The 17488-nt window shown below is 53.0% G+C and carries 21 protein-coding genes and 1 tRNA gene; 15 read left to right on the top strand and 7 right to left on the bottom strand.

What is annotated here, in order from left to right:
* Positions 1-415: 415 nt before the first annotated feature.
* A tRNA-Ser gene (locus ABWV33_RS12240) sits at positions 416-505 on the bottom strand.
* 123 nt (positions 506-628) lie between these two features.
* Between ABWV33_RS12240 and ABWV33_RS12235 the strand changes: the two genes are divergently transcribed.
* The 9 genes from ABWV33_RS12235 to ABWV33_RS12195 all read left to right on the top strand — a co-directional run bounded on the left by ABWV33_RS12235 (position 629) and on the right by ABWV33_RS12195 (position 8229).
* Positions 629-1474 (top strand): DUF2059 domain-containing protein, encoded by an 846-nt coding sequence (locus ABWV33_RS12235; RefSeq protein WP_353331056.1) that lies wholly within the window; start codon positions 629-631, stop codon positions 1472-1474.
* Positions 1475-1476: 2 nt separating this feature from the next.
* Positions 1477-2283 (top strand): DUF2059 domain-containing protein, encoded by an 807-nt coding sequence (locus ABWV33_RS12230; RefSeq protein ID WP_353331054.1) that lies wholly within the window; start codon positions 1477-1479, stop codon positions 2281-2283.
* Positions 2284-2514: 231 nt separating this feature from the next.
* Positions 2515-3063, top strand: a complete 549-nt coding sequence (gene rplU, locus ABWV33_RS12225; protein WP_164617149.1) for a 50S ribosomal protein L21 — start codon at positions 2515-2517, stop codon at positions 3061-3063.
* Positions 3064-3074: 11 nt separating this feature from the next.
* The gene (gene rpmA, locus ABWV33_RS12220) at positions 3075-3344 is read left to right on the top strand and encodes a 50S ribosomal protein L27 (RefSeq protein ID WP_113824258.1); all 270 of its coding nucleotides are present in this window, start codon (positions 3075-3077) and stop codon (positions 3342-3344) included.
* Positions 3345-3439: 95 nt separating this feature from the next.
* Positions 3440-4048, top strand: coding sequence for a LysE family translocator (locus tag ABWV33_RS12215; RefSeq protein WP_353331051.1), 609 nt, complete (start codon positions 3440-3442; stop codon positions 4046-4048).
* On the top strand, positions 4045-4584 hold the full coding sequence (locus ABWV33_RS12210; RefSeq protein WP_121999564.1) for a GNAT family N-acetyltransferase: 540 nt from the start codon (positions 4045-4047) through the stop codon (positions 4582-4584). The genes ABWV33_RS12215 and ABWV33_RS12210 overlap by 4 nt, the downstream gene beginning before the upstream one ends.
* 172 nt (positions 4585-4756) lie before the next feature.
* On the top strand, positions 4757-5791 hold the full coding sequence (obgE, locus tag ABWV33_RS12205; protein ID WP_353331049.1) for a GTPase ObgE: 1035 nt from the start codon (positions 4757-4759) through the stop codon (positions 5789-5791).
* Positions 5779-6885, top strand: a complete 1107-nt coding sequence (proB, locus tag ABWV33_RS12200; RefSeq protein ID WP_353331047.1) for a glutamate 5-kinase — start codon at positions 5779-5781, stop codon at positions 6883-6885. Before obgE ends, proB begins: the two co-directional genes overlap by 13 nt.
* Before the next feature lie 81 nt (positions 6886-6966).
* Positions 6967-8229, top strand: a complete 1263-nt coding sequence (locus ABWV33_RS12195; protein WP_353331045.1) for a glutamate-5-semialdehyde dehydrogenase — start codon at positions 6967-6969, stop codon at positions 8227-8229.
* A 42-nt stretch (positions 8230-8271) separates the two neighbouring features.
* Here ABWV33_RS12195 and ABWV33_RS12190 read toward each other — a convergent pair whose 3' ends face one another.
* Positions 8272-8868, bottom strand: a complete 597-nt coding sequence (locus ABWV33_RS12190) for a histidine phosphotransferase family protein (RefSeq protein ID WP_353331043.1) — start codon at positions 8866-8868, stop codon at positions 8272-8274.
* Positions 8869-8916: 48 nt separating this feature from the next.
* Here ABWV33_RS12190 and ABWV33_RS12185 point away from each other — a divergent pair, with 48 nt between their 5' ends.
* The 5 genes from ABWV33_RS12185 (at position 8917) to tsf (ending at position 12705) form a co-directional block, all read left to right on the top strand.
* The gene (locus tag ABWV33_RS12185; protein ID WP_121999569.1) at positions 8917-9099 is read left to right on the top strand and encodes a DUF3553 domain-containing protein; all 183 of its coding nucleotides are present in this window, start codon (positions 8917-8919) and stop codon (positions 9097-9099) included.
* 108 nt (positions 9100-9207) lie between these two features.
* A complete protein-coding gene (olsB, locus tag ABWV33_RS12180; RefSeq protein WP_353331041.1) occupies positions 9208-9963 on the top strand; it encodes an L-ornithine N(alpha)-acyltransferase in 756 nt (251 codons plus the stop codon).
* A 2-nt stretch (positions 9964-9965) separates the two neighbouring features.
* Positions 9966-10817 carry a lyso-ornithine lipid O-acyltransferase gene (olsA, locus tag ABWV33_RS12175; protein WP_353331039.1) on the top strand — a complete coding sequence of 284 codons (852 nt, stop codon included), beginning with the start codon at positions 9966-9968 and terminating at the stop codon, positions 10815-10817.
* Positions 10818-10978: 161 nt separating this feature from the next.
* Complete coding sequence (gene rpsB / locus ABWV33_RS12170) at positions 10979-11752, top strand: 30S ribosomal protein S2 (RefSeq protein ID WP_113824248.1); 774 nt, start codon at positions 10979-10981, stop codon at positions 11750-11752.
* 77 nt (positions 11753-11829) lie between these two features.
* On the top strand, positions 11830-12705 hold the full coding sequence (tsf, locus tag ABWV33_RS12165; RefSeq protein ID WP_164617170.1) for a translation elongation factor Ts: 876 nt from the start codon (positions 11830-11832) through the stop codon (positions 12703-12705).
* Between the two features lie 405 nt (positions 12706-13110).
* On the opposite strand, the gene ABWV33_RS12160 is transcribed toward tsf, so the two are convergent.
* The 5 genes from ABWV33_RS12160 to ABWV33_RS12140 form a co-directional block, all read right to left on the bottom strand.
* Positions 13111-13866, bottom strand: a complete 756-nt coding sequence (locus ABWV33_RS12160; protein ID WP_353331037.1) for a helix-turn-helix transcriptional regulator — start codon at positions 13864-13866, stop codon at positions 13111-13113.
* The gene (gene aroQ / locus ABWV33_RS12155; RefSeq protein ID WP_353331493.1) at positions 13853-14311 is read right to left on the bottom strand and encodes a type II 3-dehydroquinate dehydratase; all 459 of its coding nucleotides are present in this window, start codon (positions 14309-14311) and stop codon (positions 13853-13855) included. The genes ABWV33_RS12160 and aroQ overlap by 14 nt, the downstream gene beginning before the upstream one ends.
* Positions 14312-14452: 141 nt before the next feature.
* Positions 14453-14923: a MaoC family dehydratase gene (locus tag ABWV33_RS12150; RefSeq protein WP_353331035.1), complete on the bottom strand. Its 471-nt coding sequence runs from the start codon at positions 14921-14923 to the stop codon at positions 14453-14455.
* Between the two features lie 19 nt (positions 14924-14942).
* Positions 14943-15947, bottom strand: a complete 1005-nt coding sequence (locus ABWV33_RS12145) for an NADP-dependent oxidoreductase (RefSeq protein WP_353331033.1) — start codon at positions 15945-15947, stop codon at positions 14943-14945.
* 3 nt (positions 15948-15950) lie between these two features.
* Positions 15951-16775 (bottom strand): enoyl-CoA hydratase-related protein, encoded by an 825-nt coding sequence (locus tag ABWV33_RS12140; RefSeq protein ID WP_353331031.1) that lies wholly within the window; start codon positions 16773-16775, stop codon positions 15951-15953.
* Positions 16776-16831: 56 nt separating this feature from the next.
* Between ABWV33_RS12140 and ABWV33_RS12135 the strand changes: the two genes are divergently transcribed.
* Complete coding sequence (locus tag ABWV33_RS12135) at positions 16832-17488, top strand: histidine phosphatase family protein (RefSeq protein WP_353331029.1); 657 nt, start codon at positions 16832-16834, stop codon at positions 17486-17488.

The raw sequence follows: 17488 nt of genomic DNA, 5'->3' as shown, positions 1-17488 counted from the left end.
TTAACAGACGGGCAAGGAGCAAACTTCTCCCTATTACCTGCTCCTACTAAGGGCCTCGTTTCATTTTCCGCCTGACATCGTGGGCCTAAGTCCGGTGAGGGTGTTCTGCCTATTTGCGCAATGATTGCTTCTTCACAACGTCAACCATTGCGCAGATCGCAGTGTCCGCTAAACAGTTTAACCTAGAATGATTGATTTCATCGAACTGAGTAAAGGCACGAACACTTGCAGCGACTGGCTGAACCCACCCGACATGTCCCGCGAACATGTCATCTGTGGTTGGCTCCCGCGAAGACGGTGCTGGTGGATTAATCACATACGATGAAACTTCACCTCTCATCAAAGTGAGTGGTGAGCGTATGTATCTATTCACTTATCTTTCTAAAAAATAAGAAAAGCCGACCCTAAGGGATGATGGCGGAGAGACAGGGATTCGAACCCTGGGTAGGCTTGCACCCACAACGGTTTTCGAGACCGCCCCGTTCGACCACTCCGGCACCTCTCCGCGGGGGTCTGTGAGGAGGGGATTTAGTTGTCTATGTCCGGGGGCGCAAGCGGAATTTTTGTAGTTTTTCGACAATGTCTGGTTTTCCGTTGCCCATAGTCGCAAATCACTTAGGCTGGGATCATGAAACATGCATTTTCTTTTTCCGGTTTCTTTCGTCTTTTGCTGATTGTGGGCTTTAGCCTACAGTTGTCGACAACAGCCGAGGCGACGAGCCGCGAACGGATCGAAGCTTTTTTAGAAACAACTGGATTTGATGTGGCCTTGGATGGCATTGCGTTTGCCTCGACATCCGCCCCACAGATGTTGGGAATGGTGCCAGATGATTTTGGGACGGATTGGGCCCGTGCAGCGAAGCAGGTGTTTGATGTTCAAATCATGCACCGACTCGCCGTTGAGATCTTGGAACAAACCCTGACTGAAACTGCATTAGAACATGCTATAACCTTTTACTCCAGCGAGCTGGGGCAGCGATTGGTCGAGGTCGAAAATGCGTCGCATAAAATTGAAGATGACACATATAAACAAGAGCAAGGCAGGGCAATCGTTGCCGACTTAGTCAAAAATGGAGCGCCCAGGGTTGAGATTTTGAATCGAATGAACCGAGCCATCGATTCAAGCGATTCCGCGCTCAGAGCTTTGCAGGAAATTCAGATCAGATTTCTACTGGCAGCGCATTCTGCAGGCGTTATTGAGCTCGATCTTGACGGTGACGATTTACGCCAAGCCATTAAACAAAACGAATCCGCGACGCGAACGGCCTTGCGCATGTCCGCTTTGGCTGGGGCAGCGTATACATATCAGGTCTTTCCTGATGAGGACATTCAGACCTATGCGGAGGAGTTGGAACATCCGCTGATGCAGGAAGTTTACGAACTCTTGAATGCCGTTCAGTATGAGATCATGGCCAACCGGTTCGAAGCCCTGGCGCAAAAAATGAAAAACTTGGAAACAGGGCAGGACATTTAGGTATGCGTTTCTTTTATTGCTTTTGGGTGGTTCTTTGTATTGCCACGTCTGCCCTGGCCCAGAACAACGTCGACGACTTATCCCGCGCTCTGCGTTTGAAAGACGTCGTTTCTATTCTCAGGGACGAGGGGATCCAATACGGCAAGACATTGAACGATGAGCTGCTTGATGGGACAGGTGGTGCGTTCGTTGATCAGAAAGTAGATGAAATCTATTCCTCAGACAGAATGGAAAGCGTTCTACGTCACGCTCTTGCAGACAGCATGACGCAAAAAGATATTGAAGAATCTGTCCTGTTTTTTGAGACCCCGTTGGGGCAAACGATTATCTCGCTCGAGAATTCCGCGCGTCGAGCGTATTCCGACCCAACAGTCGAAGACATCGCCAAAACCCAGTACCAGAAGATGGATAGATCAAAACCACTGTATGGTTTGATCGAAGAGTATATCGCCACAAACGATCTGATCGGGCAGAATGTCGACTCTGCCATTCGCGCAGACTACGAGTTTTTTCGAGGCATCAGTCAGGGGCAGGGGGTGCGGCAAGACGATCAGGCCGTGCTCTCTGATCTTTGGGCCCAAAAGGATGTGACGCGGCAAGAGACCCGCGATTGGTTGTTTGGGTTCTTGTTGCTCGCCTACCAACCGCTAAACGATCGTGAAATGCAGGAAAACCTTGCGTTTTCAAAAACGGATGCTGGGCGGGCTTTGAATTCGGCACTGTTCGTGGGATTTGAACAGATGTATAATGAAATTTCATTTGAGCTGGGTCTTGTGATTGGACGCTCAATGGTCGCCCAAGATCTTTGATCAGGTCAGTACTGTGCGATAAAGCGATTGACTTGCTATCCTAAATCCTCAATAAGCGCGCATCCCGGCACGGATTCCCGCGCCGGGTTTCGTTATCGTTTGGCCTTCGCTTTGTGCAAGGCTTGAAAATACGCCCGCACATCGGGCGCGCTGTTCGTAGGTGATCTTGGGTTTCAAGATCGGGAACGCCCACAAGGGGACCGAAGAACGCGGTAGAAAAGGAAAAGACGCATGTTTGCGGTCCTCAAGACTGGCGGCAAGCAGTACAAAGTTCAGGCGGGTGATATCCTCCGCATTGAAAAATTGGCTGCAGATGCTGGCGAAACAGTACAATTCGACGAAGTTCTGATGCTGGGCGGCGACGCCCCAGTTGTTGGAGCTCCTCTGGTAGACGGTGCAGCGGTTAAGGCCGAAGTAATCGACCAGATCAAAGGCGAAAAGGTTATCCACTTCGTCAAGCGCCGTCGTAAGCACAGCTCGAAGCGCACCAAAGGTCACCGTCAGAAGCTGACTTTGGTCAAAATCACCGACATCATCGCCTCTGGCGCTGTTGCATCGGCTGCCCCTGCTGCCAAAGCAGAAGCACCTGCCGCTGCTGGTTCGGACGATCTGACCAAGTTGAACGGTGTTGGCCCCGCGGCCGCTGCCAAGCTGGCTGATGCTGGCGTGACTTCGTTCGCTCAATTGGCGGCATTGTCGGATGACGCAATTGCTGCTATCGAGTCGGTCAAGATCAAACCCGAGTGGGTTGAGCAGGCCAAAGAGCTGGCTCAAGGCTAAGGAGAGAAAGAATGGCACATAAAAAAGCTGGTGGTTCCTCCCGTAACGGCCGCGACTCTGCTGGTCGCCGCCTTGGTGTGAAACTCTATGGTGGCCAAGCGGCTATCCCGGGCAACATCATCGTGCGTCAGCGCGGTACCAAATTTTGGCCGGGCGAAGGCGTAGGCCTTGGTAAAGATCACACGATCTTTGCAACTGTCGAAGGTGCTGTCACCTTCCACAAAGGTCTCAAAAACCGCACCTTTATTTCGGTTCTGCCAGTGGCGGAAGCTGCAGAATAAGCCGTAACCTGAAGGTTAAGAAAAATTCAGGGGGATCGGCGATAAACGCCGGTCCCCTTTCCCGTTTCACCCTATTGTTACCCTAAGTGAGTATCATGGCCGTAGCTGCCACAAGTTTCCTGATTTTCGCCGCCAGTCAGGTCGGCACACCGGGCCCTGCCAATATGGCTTTGCTCGCAACAGGCGCGCGCTTTGGGTTTCGGGCTGCTTTGCCCTTTGTGGCTGGTGTCGCTTTGGGGAAGCAACTTGTAATCTGGCCTGTCGGTTTTGGCTTGATGACAATAGCGGATCAGGTGCCGTGGCTGTTTGAAGCGTTGAAATACATTTCGGCAGCCTACATCTTTTGGCTGGCGTGGAAGGTCGCGAACTTGCGTCTCAGCAGTGGTACAGGGCCCGAAAAAGCGCCTGGATTTGCAGCTGGGCTTTTGGTGCACCCGTTAAACCCCAAAGCTTGGGGGATGATCATTGCGGGATTTACGGGGTTTGTTGAACCTGGAACGCCTGTTTTTCAGGCTACTGCAGTCATTGCTCTCGTTCTGTTGAGCTGTCAGGTGGTTTTGCACCCCATCTGGACATTTGCTGGGGATCGGATCGCGCATGCGGTTGAAGGTCGGCCTTCGGAGAAATATTTGATGTGGACATTGGCGGGGTTAACCGTCGCTTCTGTTCTTTTTGTGTTGTTCGGAGGAGGAGCGCACACATGAAACTTGATGCAATAATAAATCAGCCCGTGATTGAAACGGAACGGTTTGATCTGCGTCCATTGCGCCGGTCGGATTTAGGTCTGATTGAGCACTATGCATCGGATGAACGGGTGGCGCGAATGACGACATCTATTCCTCATCCTCTGCCCCCTGGATTGATCGAAGGTTTCATAGCGCGGGCCATGACGGAAAGTCGTGACGAAGATGTCTGGGCGATCGATGGTTCCAAAGATGGCGGCAACGAGCTGAAGGGCGTGATTTCCTTGAAAAAACTTGATCGCAACCAATCTGAAGTTGCTTATTGGGTTGCTCCGATATTTTGGAACAGTGGCATCGCATCCTTGGCGGTTGAAGCGTTGGTTACAGCCAACCCGATGAAGAACGATACAATGTTTGCGAGTGTCTTTCAGGACAACCCCGCCTCGGCGCGAGTCCTGACCCATTGCGGGTTCCAATATCTGGGCGACGCCGAAAGCTTTGCTGTTGCGCGCGATGCTACGGTTCCGACATGGACGTACAGCCACAAGCTGATCTGAGTGAGGACCGTCGTCCTTCAAAACATACAGAAATACTCCAAACAGGTGCTGGAGAGCATGGGCAAACGAAAGCCTGAGCAGCCAGTGCCTAAAAGGACGGAGAAAAACAGAGTTGACGCTTTGCTGCCTCCGTCTTAAACCCACTTTTTCCATTGGTTCAGGGGCCTAAGCGATGAAATTTCTCGATCTTGCAAAGGTCTACATTCGATCCGGGGCTGGCGGCGGCGGTTGCGTCAGTTTTCGGCGTGAAAAGTTTATGGAATATGGCGGCCCTGACGGTGGGGACGGTGGTACTGGTGGATCGGTTTGGGCCGAAGTTGTTGATGGGCTGAATACGCTGATCGATTTCCGATATCAGCAACATTTTTTTGCCAACAATGGCCAACCCGGAAAGGGGCAGCAGCGTACAGGTAAAGATGGTGATGACATCATTTTGCGCGTCCCTGTTGGCACTGAAATTCTGGATGAAGACCAAGAAACGATCATCGCGGATTTGACCGAAGTTGGTCAACGCTTTTTGTTGGCACGTGGCGGGAACGGCGGGTTTGGCAACCTCCACTTCAAATCGTCGACCAACCAAGCGCCGCGGCGTTCAAACCCTGGTCAAGAAGCGGTTGAACGGACCCTCTGGCTGCGACTTAAGCTTATTGCGGATGTGGGGTTGTTGGGGCTGCCTAACGCCGGGAAATCGACCTTTTTGGCGGCAACGTCCAATGCGCGTCCAAAAATCGCGGATTACCCCTTTACGACCCTTCACCCAAATTTGGGTGTTGTTGGCATCGATGGTGTGGAGTTCGTGATTGCGGATATTCCGGGCTTGATCGCTGGCGCACACGAAGGGCGCGGGATCGGAGATCGGTTCTTGGGTCACGTCGAACGGTGTGCCGTGTTGCTTCACCTCGTGGATGGCACGTCGGAAACCGTCGCGGAGGATTACCATACCATCATTGGCGAACTCGAAGCCTATGGTGGGCATTTAGCGGACAAGTCTCGCATCACTGTGCTCAATAAGATTGACGCCTTGGACGAAGACGAACTCTCCGAGGCCAAAGCAGAGCTTGAAGAGGCAGTCGGTGCGCCTGTGATGGTCATGTCCGGTGTCGCTCATCAGGGCGTTCCTGAGGTTTTGCGTGCCTTACGGTCAGAGATTGACGAAGATCGCCTGCGCCACAAACCCGTTGAGGAGGCCCCTAAGTGGCATCCCTAAAACAGGCCAAACGCTTGGTGGTCAAAATTGGATCAGCCTTGCTTGTTGACCGTAACACCGGGGCGTTGCGGTCGGATTGGCTGCATTCACTGGCAGAAGATGTTACTTGGCTCAAGTCATTGGGCACGGATGTGATTTTGGTGTCTTCGGGGTCTATCGCCCTTGGACGGGGTGTTCTTGGATTACCCGCTGTAGAGCTACCCTTGGAGCAATCCCAAGCGGCCGCGGCAGTGGGGCAAATTCGATTGGCGCGCGCTTATGAGGAGGCGCTGGCCCCTCATGGTATCAAAACCGCACAAATCCTCGTCACGCTCGAAGACAGCGCAGATCGACGTCGGTATTTAAATTCTCGGGCCACCATGGAAACCTTGCTAGGCTTAGGTGTGGTTCCCATCGTGAATGAGAATGACACTATCGCCACGGATGAGATCCGGTATGGCGACAATGATCGGCTGGCTGCACAGGTTGCGGTCACCGTTGGGGCGGATCAATTGATCCTTTTGTCCGATGTTGACGGTTTTTACACGGGCAATCCCGTCGAAGATCCAACCGCAACCCGGTATGACGAAATTCGCGAGATCACGCCTGAAATCGAAGCCATGGCCGGTGATGCGGGATCTGGTTTGTCAAAAGGTGGAATGAAAACAAAACTGCTTGCGGCCAAGATGGCAACGGTGGCGGGGTGTGATATGGCGATCACCGAAGGTTCGCCTCTCAACCCACTGAAAACACTCGAAGACGGTGCTAATTCTACCTGGTTTGGCGCCACCGAAGATCCGCAAGCGGCCCGCAAACGATGGATTGCTGCCATGAAGCCTCGCGGTGAGCTACACGTGGACGCGGGCGCTGCTCAGGCCCTTGGGAATGGGAAAAGTCTTTTGCCTGCGGGCGTTGCCAAGGTGACCGGAAAATTCGGTCGCGGGGATCCGGTTGCGATTGTTGGACCGGATCAGCGTATTCTGGGGCAGGGCTTGACGCGCTACACCGTACAGGAAGCCCGAGCCATTAAGGGGCGCAAATCTGCGGACATCGAACCAACGCTTGGGTATCCGGGACGCGCAGCTTTGATCCATCGCGACGACATGGCGCTGTAAACCGATCCTCTCAAATGCTTTCTCTTTTCTTTCTAGCGGCATAACGTTCAGTTGCCCCAACTCAGACCTAAGGCGCACAATATGAAAGATCTCGATAACATTCCCGCCCTGATGGCCGACATTGGAACGCGGGCCAAAGAAGCCTCAAAAGATTTGGCCTTTGCCTCCGCTGAACGCAAAAACGCGGCCCTGATTGGAGCGGCTGATGCCGTGTGGCGCAACCGTGCAGATATCATTACCGCCAACGCCAAAGATCTTGATTTTGGGCGTAACAAAGGGTTGAGCCCGGCAATGATGGACCGCCTGATGCTCGACGAAGCCCGCATTCTGGGGATGGTTGATGGTTTGCGCACCGTCGCCGAACAAGCTGACCCTGTGGGTGAGATTCTGGCTGAATGGGATATGCCATCAGGGTTGAACATCCAGCGTGTTCGCACGCCATTGGGTGTAATTGGTGTGATCTACGAAAGCCGCCCCAATGTAACTGCTGATGCCGGGGCCCTGTGTCTGAAATCAGGGAATGCTGTCATACTGCGAGGTGGATCTGAAAGTTTCCATTCTTCAGGTGCAATCCATGCGTGTTTGGTCGAAGGGCTCAAGACTGCTGGCCTGCCTGAAGGAGCCATTCAATTGGTGCCAACACGGGATCGCGCCGCTGTTCAAGAGTTGTTGACGATGACCGATACCGTTGACGTGATTGTACCGCGTGGCGGTAAAGGGCTGGTCGGGTTGGTTCAACGCGAAGCCCGCGTGCCGGTTTTTGCCCATCTCGAAGGTATCGTGCACATTTACATCGACAAAGCTGCGGATTTGCAAAAAACGATGGACGTGGTGTTGAACGCCAAAACGCGGCGCACTGGGATCTGTGGAGCGGCCGAATGTTTGCTTGTACACCAAGATATCGTTGACACTATTGGGCACGATGTCGTGGCAGCACTGGTTGCCGCAGGCGTGGATGTTCACACCCAAGGCGCGTTGGCGTTGGACGGAACGACACCAGCAAGTGATGCGGATTGGGGGCAAGAATTCCTTGATATGATCATTGCGGCCAAACCTGTTGCAGACGTTGACGACGCGATCAATCACATCCGCGCTTATGGTTCAAACCATACGGATTGCATTTTGACCGAAGACAACTCAACCGCAGCTCGGTTCTTTGAACGTCTCGATAGTGCGATTTTGATGCACAACGCTTCAACCCAGTTTGCAGATGGCGGTGAATTCGGGATGGGTGCAGAAATCGGCATTGCAACAGGCAAAATGCATGCACGCGGACCCGTTGGGGCGGCACAACTCACCAGCTTTAAATATCTGGTGCGTGGAAACGGGACAGTTCGCCGTTAAAAAGCTTATGGGCAGCACCTGATCACAGGCCGGGTGCTGCTTTTAAAACCGAATTGTCACGCTTGTATCAGTGATATCGGTTGAGACTACCCGGCCAAGTTCAGCTGCATAGAGTGGCAGCAGCGCAAACTGTACCTGTGCAGGGGTCACGTTTTGAGCATTCTCTGACGAGGTTAGGTTAGACCACAGGGCATTATCGATTTTTAGCTTATCCGCCGTCCCCATGATCATCCACTTTCCAGCATCACACATGAGATGCACTGTCCCGCCAAAGGGCATGGCTGTTTCACAGCATTGCAAAGCCAAAAAAGCCAATCGCACCTCGGATCTTGGGTGGGAACCTTGTGATGCCCATTGTGTAACCAAACGACTGCCGGTGCTCAAATCTTGCAAAACGCCTACAACTTCGGCGCGTCCCACAGGTTGTTCGCTGGCTGCACCATAAGCGATACGGAAAAATCGGATTCGCGCTCCAGCGTTGCCAACACTATCTGAAATAAGATCCATTTCAGGGCCTTGGGTGTTTCCACCCATTCCCAGCAGCTCCAACCCGTTGTTTATTGCCCCAATGGGGCTGATAAGATCATGACAGATCCGAGAACCAATTAATGCCGCCAGGTTGACGTTGCTTTCACCCATGCGTTACCTCCTACTCGTGTGTCCATCCCCATCGGCGAGGAGCCGAATATGACAGACCTTAATGCCATCCTTGCACCTGGCATGTTCGTGCGCCATCCCGATTTCGATGAATGGGGGATTGGCCAAGTCCAATCCAACATCGGTGGCAAAATCACCGTGAATTTCCGCGATCAAGGAAAGGTCGTGATTGATGGCGCGCGCATCGCCTTGTTACCTGTCTTTGATCCGTGAAACTGGTTGATGAAAGGTTAACGCCGATATGGAAGTTGTGGTGATGTGTTGCCAATTCCGACAAGACTGAGGTATCAGCAGGCAACCTCTCTGATGTAGTGAAATCCTATGGCGACTGACGGTCCTAATATTACCATCAAAATCGCCCAAACCAATGAGGAGCTGCGCGCAGCGCAGCGCTTGCGCTATGATGTTTTTATTAAGGAACTCGGCGGCGGCGGAGAGATGGTCGACCATAATCAAAGATTAGAACAAGATCGCTTTGACCCTTTCTTTGACCACATGCTTGCGACGGACATCAACACAGGTGAGGTAATTGGTGTGTATCGACTGTTGCGAGGCGAGCAAGCACAGGCGATGGGGCAGTTCTATTCCGAAGACGAATATGATCTGACTTCGCTTAGAAACAGTGGCCGTAAACTTTTGGAATTGGGACGTTCCTGTTTGCACCCAGATTATCGCGGTGGCACGGCGATGTTTCATTTGTGGACTGGTCTGGCCCAATATGTCGCCCAACACGAGATCGAAATTTTGTTTGGGGTCGCCAGCTTTCATGGGACTGACCTTAACGATTTGGCACAACCGCTTTCAATGTTGCACCACAACCATCTCGCACCCGAAGAGCTGCGCGTCCGCACTCAGCCAGACCATTATGTGGACATGAACAGGCTTGCAGTCATGGACTTGGATCGCCGCGAGGCAATGCGACAGGTTCCGGCGTTGATCAAGGCGTATCTACGTTTAGGGGGATTTGTCGGTGATGGTGCGTTTTTGGATCATGCCTTTAACACCACAGATGTCTGTTTGGTTTTGGACACAAACCGAATGAATGCCCGCCAACGCCGTATCTATGGTGGGACCTAAGAATGGCACCCCTTTGGGATAGCGAAGAAGCCGCAGAACCAATCGTTATCGGACCGTTGGGATGGGTTTTGGTCATCCTGCGCGGTGTGCCGCTAGGGGGGCTGGTCTTTGGCGGGTTGATACTCTTGCTGTTGATTCGACTAGTTGAACGCCCAATCTGCGGAGTTCACCGCCCCGTCACACCGTTCATTACTCAATTTGTATGCCGGAATGCGTTTCGAATTCTTGGAATTGGTTTCAAGACCACCGGTGAATTGATGATACAACGCGGAGCCGTGGTCGCAAATCATACGTCGTGGCTGGATATCTTTGCGCTCAATGCCCGCAAGAGGATCTACTTTGTGTCCAAATCCGAAGTCGCAAACTGGCCCGGAATTGGGTGGTTGGCGCGCGCTACTGGTACTGTGTTCATCGAGCGTAACCCAAAGAAAGCGCGGGAACAGACAGAAGTTTTCAAAAGTCGCCTGAAAGCAGGGCACAAGTTGTTGTTTTTTCCCGAAGGAACGTCGACAGACGGGTTGAGAGTTCTCCCCTTTAAAACAACCCTGTTTGCTGCGTTCTTTTCAGAACAACTCCGTGAAATCATGTACGTTCAGCCGGTTTCTGCGGTGTTTCATGCGCCTCAAGGAGAACCGGATCGGTTCTACGGGTGGTGGGGCGATATGGAGTTCGCACCCCATCTTCTTAAAACTCTTGCGGCGCAACGGCAGGGGTGGGTAGAGCTCATTTATCACAGCCCCGCCAAGGTTTCCGATTTTGACAATCGAAAAGCACTTGCCGCTCATTGCGAAGAAGCGGTCCGTCACGCCCACACATTGGCGCGCGTAGATAGGAAAGAAACCGGCAACGAGTGAATATCACTTGTACCCGTTTCCGACCTGTCGTATACGCGCGCCATTCAAACCCGCAGGCGGGGTTTGGGTCTGTTCAGGGGAGACATCCTTGACGTGACCGCCGGTTGGAGCATCCGCTCTGAACCCCCGCCGAGGCGCAAACCGGAAAAAGGATATTGAGCATGGCTCTTCCCGAGTTCACATTGCGTCAGCTGCTCGAAGCTGGCGTTCACTTTGGTCACCAGACACAGCGCTGGAACCCACGCATGGCACCATACATCTATGGTGCGCGTAACGGCATCCACATCATGGATCTGACACAGACTGTTCCTATGCTGGACCAGGCTCTGACTGTCATCCGCGAAACTGTTGCCAAAGGTGGCCGCGTTCTGTTCGTTGGCACTAAGCGCCAGGCGGCACAGCCAGTTGCAGAAGCAGCTGAAAAGTCGGCTCAATACTACATGAACCACCGTTGGCTCGGCGGCACCATGACCAACTGGAAAACTGTTTCCCAGTCGATCAACCGCCTGAAGCAAATCGACGAAGCCATGGAAGGCGGCGCCGAAGGTCTGACCAAAAAAGAACGTTTGGGCATGGAACGTGACCAGACTAAACTCGAAGCTTCCCTGGGCGGTATTCGCGACATGGGCGGTGTTCCTGACCTGCTGTTCGTCATCGACGTGAAAAAAGAAGCATTGGCCATCGCCGAAGCAAACAAACTGGGAATTCCAGTTGTAGCTGTGGTTGATACCAACTGCTCGCCCGACGGTGTTGATTTCATCATCCCAGGCAACGACGATGCGGCACGCGCAATCGCTCTGTACTGTGACTTGGCTGCGCGCGCAGCTCTGGACGGCATGTCCGCTCAGCTGGGCGCTGCTGGCGTCGATCTGGGTGCAATGGAAGACGCGCCTGTCGAAGAAGTTCTGGCCGAAGAAGCTCCTGCAGAAGCTTAATCGCCTGTCACTGATTTGATACATGGGGCAGGGTATGACCTGCCCCAAATCCGTTTTGATTTGAGGAGAGCCAAGATATGGCAATCACAGCAGCACTCGTTAAGGAACTGCGCGACAGCACCGGCGCAGGCATGATGGACGCGAAAAAAGCGCTGACCGAAACTGATGGCGACATGGAAGCCGCAGTTGATTGGCTGCGCACCAAAGGTCTGGCAAAAGCCGCCAAGAAATCCGGCCGTACCGCCGCCGAGGGTCTTGTGGCCGTCATGGTCGAAGGCACCAAAGGTGTTGCCGTCGAAGTGAACTCGGAAACCGACTTTGTTGGTAAGAACGCCGAATTCCAGGAAATGGTTGCAGGTATTGCTACGGCAGCTCTGGGTGTGTCCGACATCGACGCGCTGAAAGCCGCGGACATGGGTGGCAAATCCGTCGAAGCGACCATCACCGACAAGATCGCCACAATTGGCGAAAACATGTCTGTACGCCGCATGGCTGCGTTGGAAGGTGACGTTGTTGTATCCTATGTACACAATGCCGCAGCCGCAGGTATGGGTAAAATCGGTGTTCTGGTTGCCCTGAAAGGCGGCGACGACGCACTGGGCAAGCAGATTGCGATGCACATCGCTGCCGTAAACCCTGCCGCTCTGTCCGAAGCTGACATGGACGCCGACGTCATCGAGAAAGAAAAGCAGGTCCAGATGGACATCGCTCGTGAATCTGGCAAACCAGAGCAGGTGATCGAAAAGATGATCGTTGGCCGGATGAAGAAATTCGTTGCCGAAGCGACTCTGTTGAACCAGGCGTTCGTTGTGAACCCTGACCTGACTGTTGGTGCTGCTGCTGCCGAAGCAGGCGCAGAAATCACTGGTTTTGTTCGCCTCGAAGTTGGTGAAGGCATCGAGAAAAAAGAAGAAGACTTCGCAGCAGAAGTTGCCAAAGTCGCTCAGGGTTAAGTTTCCTGATCCGGCTATCGCCGACGTTCCGCGATAGCCCGCAAGATTAAGAAAACCGGTTGCATCTTTTGCGGCCGGTTTTTTTGTGTGTCCCCCAAATAGGCGGTCAGAAAGTAAACAAAAAAGGCCGCGAAAACGCGACCCGGATCAAAACAGGATTGAGATGAGGGACCCCAACGATGGGGATGGATGGAGCCCCTCAATTTTTTCCGGGGCAGGTACGGAACAATACGTACCTAACACCGAACAAGAAAGAGTGCCCTGAAATCGCAGGGGTCTTTCCCTTTGTCCCCAGGCTAAAGCCACCACTCACGGAACTTAAATATATTGCGGCGGCTAGGCTCGTTTTGAAAGTCATGTATTCCTTACCTTGGGTAAACTACCGGCAAAAGCAGTCAAATTAGGTCAAGCTTCCATGATAAACATCTGGTTGTGCAATGCGGCTTTCAGCACCGCTTGGGCTGTTGTTTCCACTGACAAGGATTCCCGCGCCAGCCTCAGATGCTTTTCTACAGTGGCGGAAGTGAGCCCCATAAGTAGCGCGATATCTTGCGTCGTTTTACCGTCTCCGACCCACTCTAACGCCTCGCGTTGACGCTTTGTCAGTGCCCGATTGGGCGCGCTATAAGGAAGAGTCAGAATCTTGAGATGTGCAACATTGTTCATCAGCAAGATGTCTTGACCACGTTCTGCCCAAACCGCATCCAGTTCTTCTTGGGTAATTCCAACTTGGGCACAAAGTGAGATGGCCCCCTTGGAGCGTTGGGAAACGGAATTGAAACTGACAGTGTAGCCGACGGTTACACCTTTGCTCAGGTTAAAATCATAAACCTGCTGCTCTTTCTTTCCTAGGGCCTGCTGGGACATCAGTCGCCCGATCATGGCCCAGCTTGCCGCACCATCGTTGTCCAATGCCCATCTCAGCATGGGGGCGTGGAAATACAGCCCCGAATGCAGAAACCCGTCGATATAGTCCTGACTATGGTTGGTCAGGATCACGAAATCTTCAGGATCACCCAAAGAGGTTTCAGTACGGTGTTGTGTACAACCATACAAAAGGCGGTCAAACCCATACTCGGCCATCTGTTCGGTGTGAGCTGCCCAAAGCTCTTCGAGCGTTGTCGTATAACTGATGAATTGAAGGTATTCACTGAGCGTCATTGAATCGCTTCTTTCCAAGATGCTCAACCAGAGCGTCTAGTGCCAGAATATACCCATGTGCCCCGAACCCGCAGATTTGCCCAACGGCTACGGGTGCAATGTAGGATCGGTGGCGAAAGGGTTCGCGAGCGTGAATGTTTGACAGGTGGACTTCGATCAATGGCAACTCTACCGAAGCAATGGCATCCATCAGGGCGATCGACGTATGAGTGTAGGCGCCAGCGTTCAGAACAAGACCATTCTGAACGCCTTTGGCAGCATGGATCGCATCGATCAATGTGCCTTCATGATTGGACTGCATGCATTCAACTGCGAAACCCAGGCTCTCTCCGTGGGACGTGCAAGCTGTTTCAACATCCTGAAGCGTCGTGCGTCCGTACACTTCGGGTTGACGATTCCCCAACAAATTCAGATTCGGGCCGTTCAAGACCAAAATTCTATTCATAACAGCCATTTCCCCATTCTATGCTGTCATAGTCACCTCGAAAGGGATCTGTCTAGATTTCCTGACAGAAAGAGGGCGTGTTCCTGCGAAGGTGACGCTAATAAGAAACAGATTCACGCCCTTGAATGGGGTTGTCGAAGTTCAAGCCTCGAAAATGCTCAATCCCAGCCATTCGGCAATCAAAGCTGGAGTTTCCTTACCCTCGATTTCGATGGTGAGTTGATGTTCCCGCAGCAGTTCTGTCTCTGACCGTTTTCGCACGGATTTGAGTTCGAAACGGCCACGAACTTTCGAACCAGCTAGAACCGGTGAAAGAAAGCGCAGTTTGTTAAAGCCATAGTTGATCCCCATGACTTGTCCATCATGTGCCTCAAAGCAGTCATATGCAAAGCGACTTGCTAACGAGAGCGTCAGGAACCCATGTGCTATCGCACCGCCAAATGGGGTCTCGGTTGCAGCACGATCTGGATCAATATGGATCCATTGTTCATCTTGGGTCGTCGTTGCAAATTGGTCGATCATTGCCTGATCTACGGTTATCCAGTTGGCGACACCAATTTCGGTATTCAGTTTCAATTCTTCTGCGGCAAGCGCTGCGTCTATCGCGGTCATGTCATTTCCTTTTCGGCTATTAAGAAGGGTCAGCTGAGACTCGAACCATGCGCTTGCCACGATTTTGCCCAGCCAGAAGACCGATTAGGGCTGAAGGCGCGTTTTCTAGCCCTTCAACTATGTCTTCCTGAACTTTGATCTGTCCCGTCGAAACCCAATGTTTTAGCGCACGCAGGGCAGTCGCATCTTGATCGGCAAAATCCATGACGATGAACCCCTCCATCCGCAAACGCTTGACCACCACTAGTCCGGGCAAATTGCGGGGTCCCGTTGCATTGTTGGTGTCGTATTGGCTTATCGCCCCACAACACACTACACGACCGCGTTCATTCATGTGGAACAGGGCTGTTTCCAGAACTTTGCCGCCAACATTATCAAAATAGATATCGACCCCATTTGGGCAAGCGGCCTTGAGTGCTTTGAACAGGCCAGGATCTTGGTAATCAACACAGGCGTCAAACCCAAGGTCTTGCACAACACTGGCACATTTATCGGGTCCACCGGCGATGCCAACAACACGACAGCCCAGCGCCTTAGCGATTTGCCCAACATATCCGCCAACAGACCCAGCCGCAGCTGAAACCAAAACTGTCTCACCGGCGATAGGTTTGCCAACGCCAACCAGCCCGTGAAACGCAGTTTTCCCTGCAATACCATAGACAGACATCAAATTAGATAGCGGGGCCATGTCTGGCAGCTTTTGCAACTGTCGGGCAGGGCACACGACATAATCTGCCCATACAGACTCAGTTGCAACGATATCACCCGCGGAAAAACGTTCAGATTTGCTTTCGACCACTTCACAGATTGAATAGGTCGGCATTGCGTCTCCGGCTTTTACCGCCGCGCGGTAGGTTGCACCCTGCATCCAAGAGCGGTTCGCGGCATCAATCGACATCAGGATTGTGCGTAGCAAAACCTCATTGTCCTTTGGCGTTGGCATGATCGCCTTTTCGAGTGCGAAGTTGGCCTCGGTCAGCGTGCCGGTTGGCAATTCAGCCACAGCGATTTGTCGGTTTTGCATGTCTCAGTGTCCTTTGAAATCAGGTTGCCGCTTTTCAATAAAGGCACGTGCGCCCTCGGAATGGTCCGCGCTTAGCATGGTGCGGATCATACGATCAGCTTCCATGTCCAATGCTGTGCGTAGATCAACTGACCGCGCACGATTGTGGTTTTCTTTCATGTAACGCAGGGCCATTGGCGCAAATTGCGCAATCTCTTGGGCCATCGCATGCGTTTCTTTTTGCAGGTCTTTATCTGCGACACATCGGTTGAAAAGCCCCAATTCAAAGCCCTCTTCGGGGAGAATACGCCGATTGGTAAAATAGAATTCCTTGGCGCGCGCAGGGCCGATGTAATGGCTTAGTAACCAGCTGCCGCCAAAATCACCACTGAGCGCAATCGCCCCAAACGCGGGCAGCATAAAGCCACTTGCCGCGCAGATCCGTAAATCACAGGCCAAAGCAATCGACATGCCAGCCCCAGCAGCAGCGCCAGGAAGGGCCGCGATAGTGGGCTTGGTATATTCATACAGCCGCAAACTGCAGGTATTTTGCGCTTCGCGCAGTCGACGGATCATAGCATCTGCGTCTGGTGATCCTCCACCGGCCAGTGCACTGCCCATGCTGGTGATGTCACCCCCGGCACAAAATGCGCCTTCCGATCCGGTCAGAACCAACACACGGACATCGGGGTCGGCCTCGGTCTCGGTCAGCATTTTGCGCAAGGCAGGGGTCATTTCATCCCCCAACGCATTGCGCTTTTTGGGATTGTTCAGGGTGATTGTTGCTACGTGATCGGTGACAGAACACAGCAACATATCGGTGCCCGTGTCCAAGGTTCGAGTGGTCATTGCAAATCCTTTCAGCTTTGGCGCAGGATGCGAGAAACAAAATAAGGGAGGCCGAGATGGCTCAGGAATACAGGCAGCACGTGTATCAACCGCCCAAAGGCGCCGTAGATCTTTTGCTGGTCCGTCATGGAGAAAGCCAACCGGCACGTCCCGGTGAAAGCTTTCCGTTGAAGGATGGCCATGGCGATCCGGCGTTGCATATCAATGGCGAAGCGCAGGCGATTGCCGTGGGCAATCGATTGAAATCTGAACCGCTGGACGCCTTGTATGTCACGACGTTGGTACGGACTCATCAAACGGCCGCCCCTTTGGCAGGGCATTTGGGGATTGAACCGATTATTGAACCCGACCTGCGCGAAGTGTACCTGGGCGATTGGGACGGTGGGGAATACCGGGTTCGTGCAGCAAACAACGATCCGGCATTTCAGCGTGCCAAAGAAGGGCAGGAGTGGGGCGAAATCCCCGGCGCAGAAACCACAGCTACTTTGCACCAACGTGTGCGTGCGGGATTGCTTCGCATTGCCAAGAACCATGGGGATCAACGGGTCGCGGCGTTTGTTCACGGTGGTGTAATTGGCGCGGCGATGGCGGTTGCCAGCGGTGCCGCGCCCTTTGCGTTCAATGGGGCCGCCAATGGGTCCATTAGCCGCCTGGTTATCCTGGGCGATCGAATGGAAATCCGGGGCTTTAACGATTGCGCGCATCTCACCTGA

It is taken from the genome of Phaeobacter sp. NW0010-22 (genome assembly GCF_040365955.1).
In the GTDB taxonomy this organism is placed as follows: Bacteria; Pseudomonadota; Alphaproteobacteria; order Rhodobacterales; family Rhodobacteraceae; genus OMPR01.
This window is presented reverse-complemented; position numbering and strand designations above follow the sequence as displayed.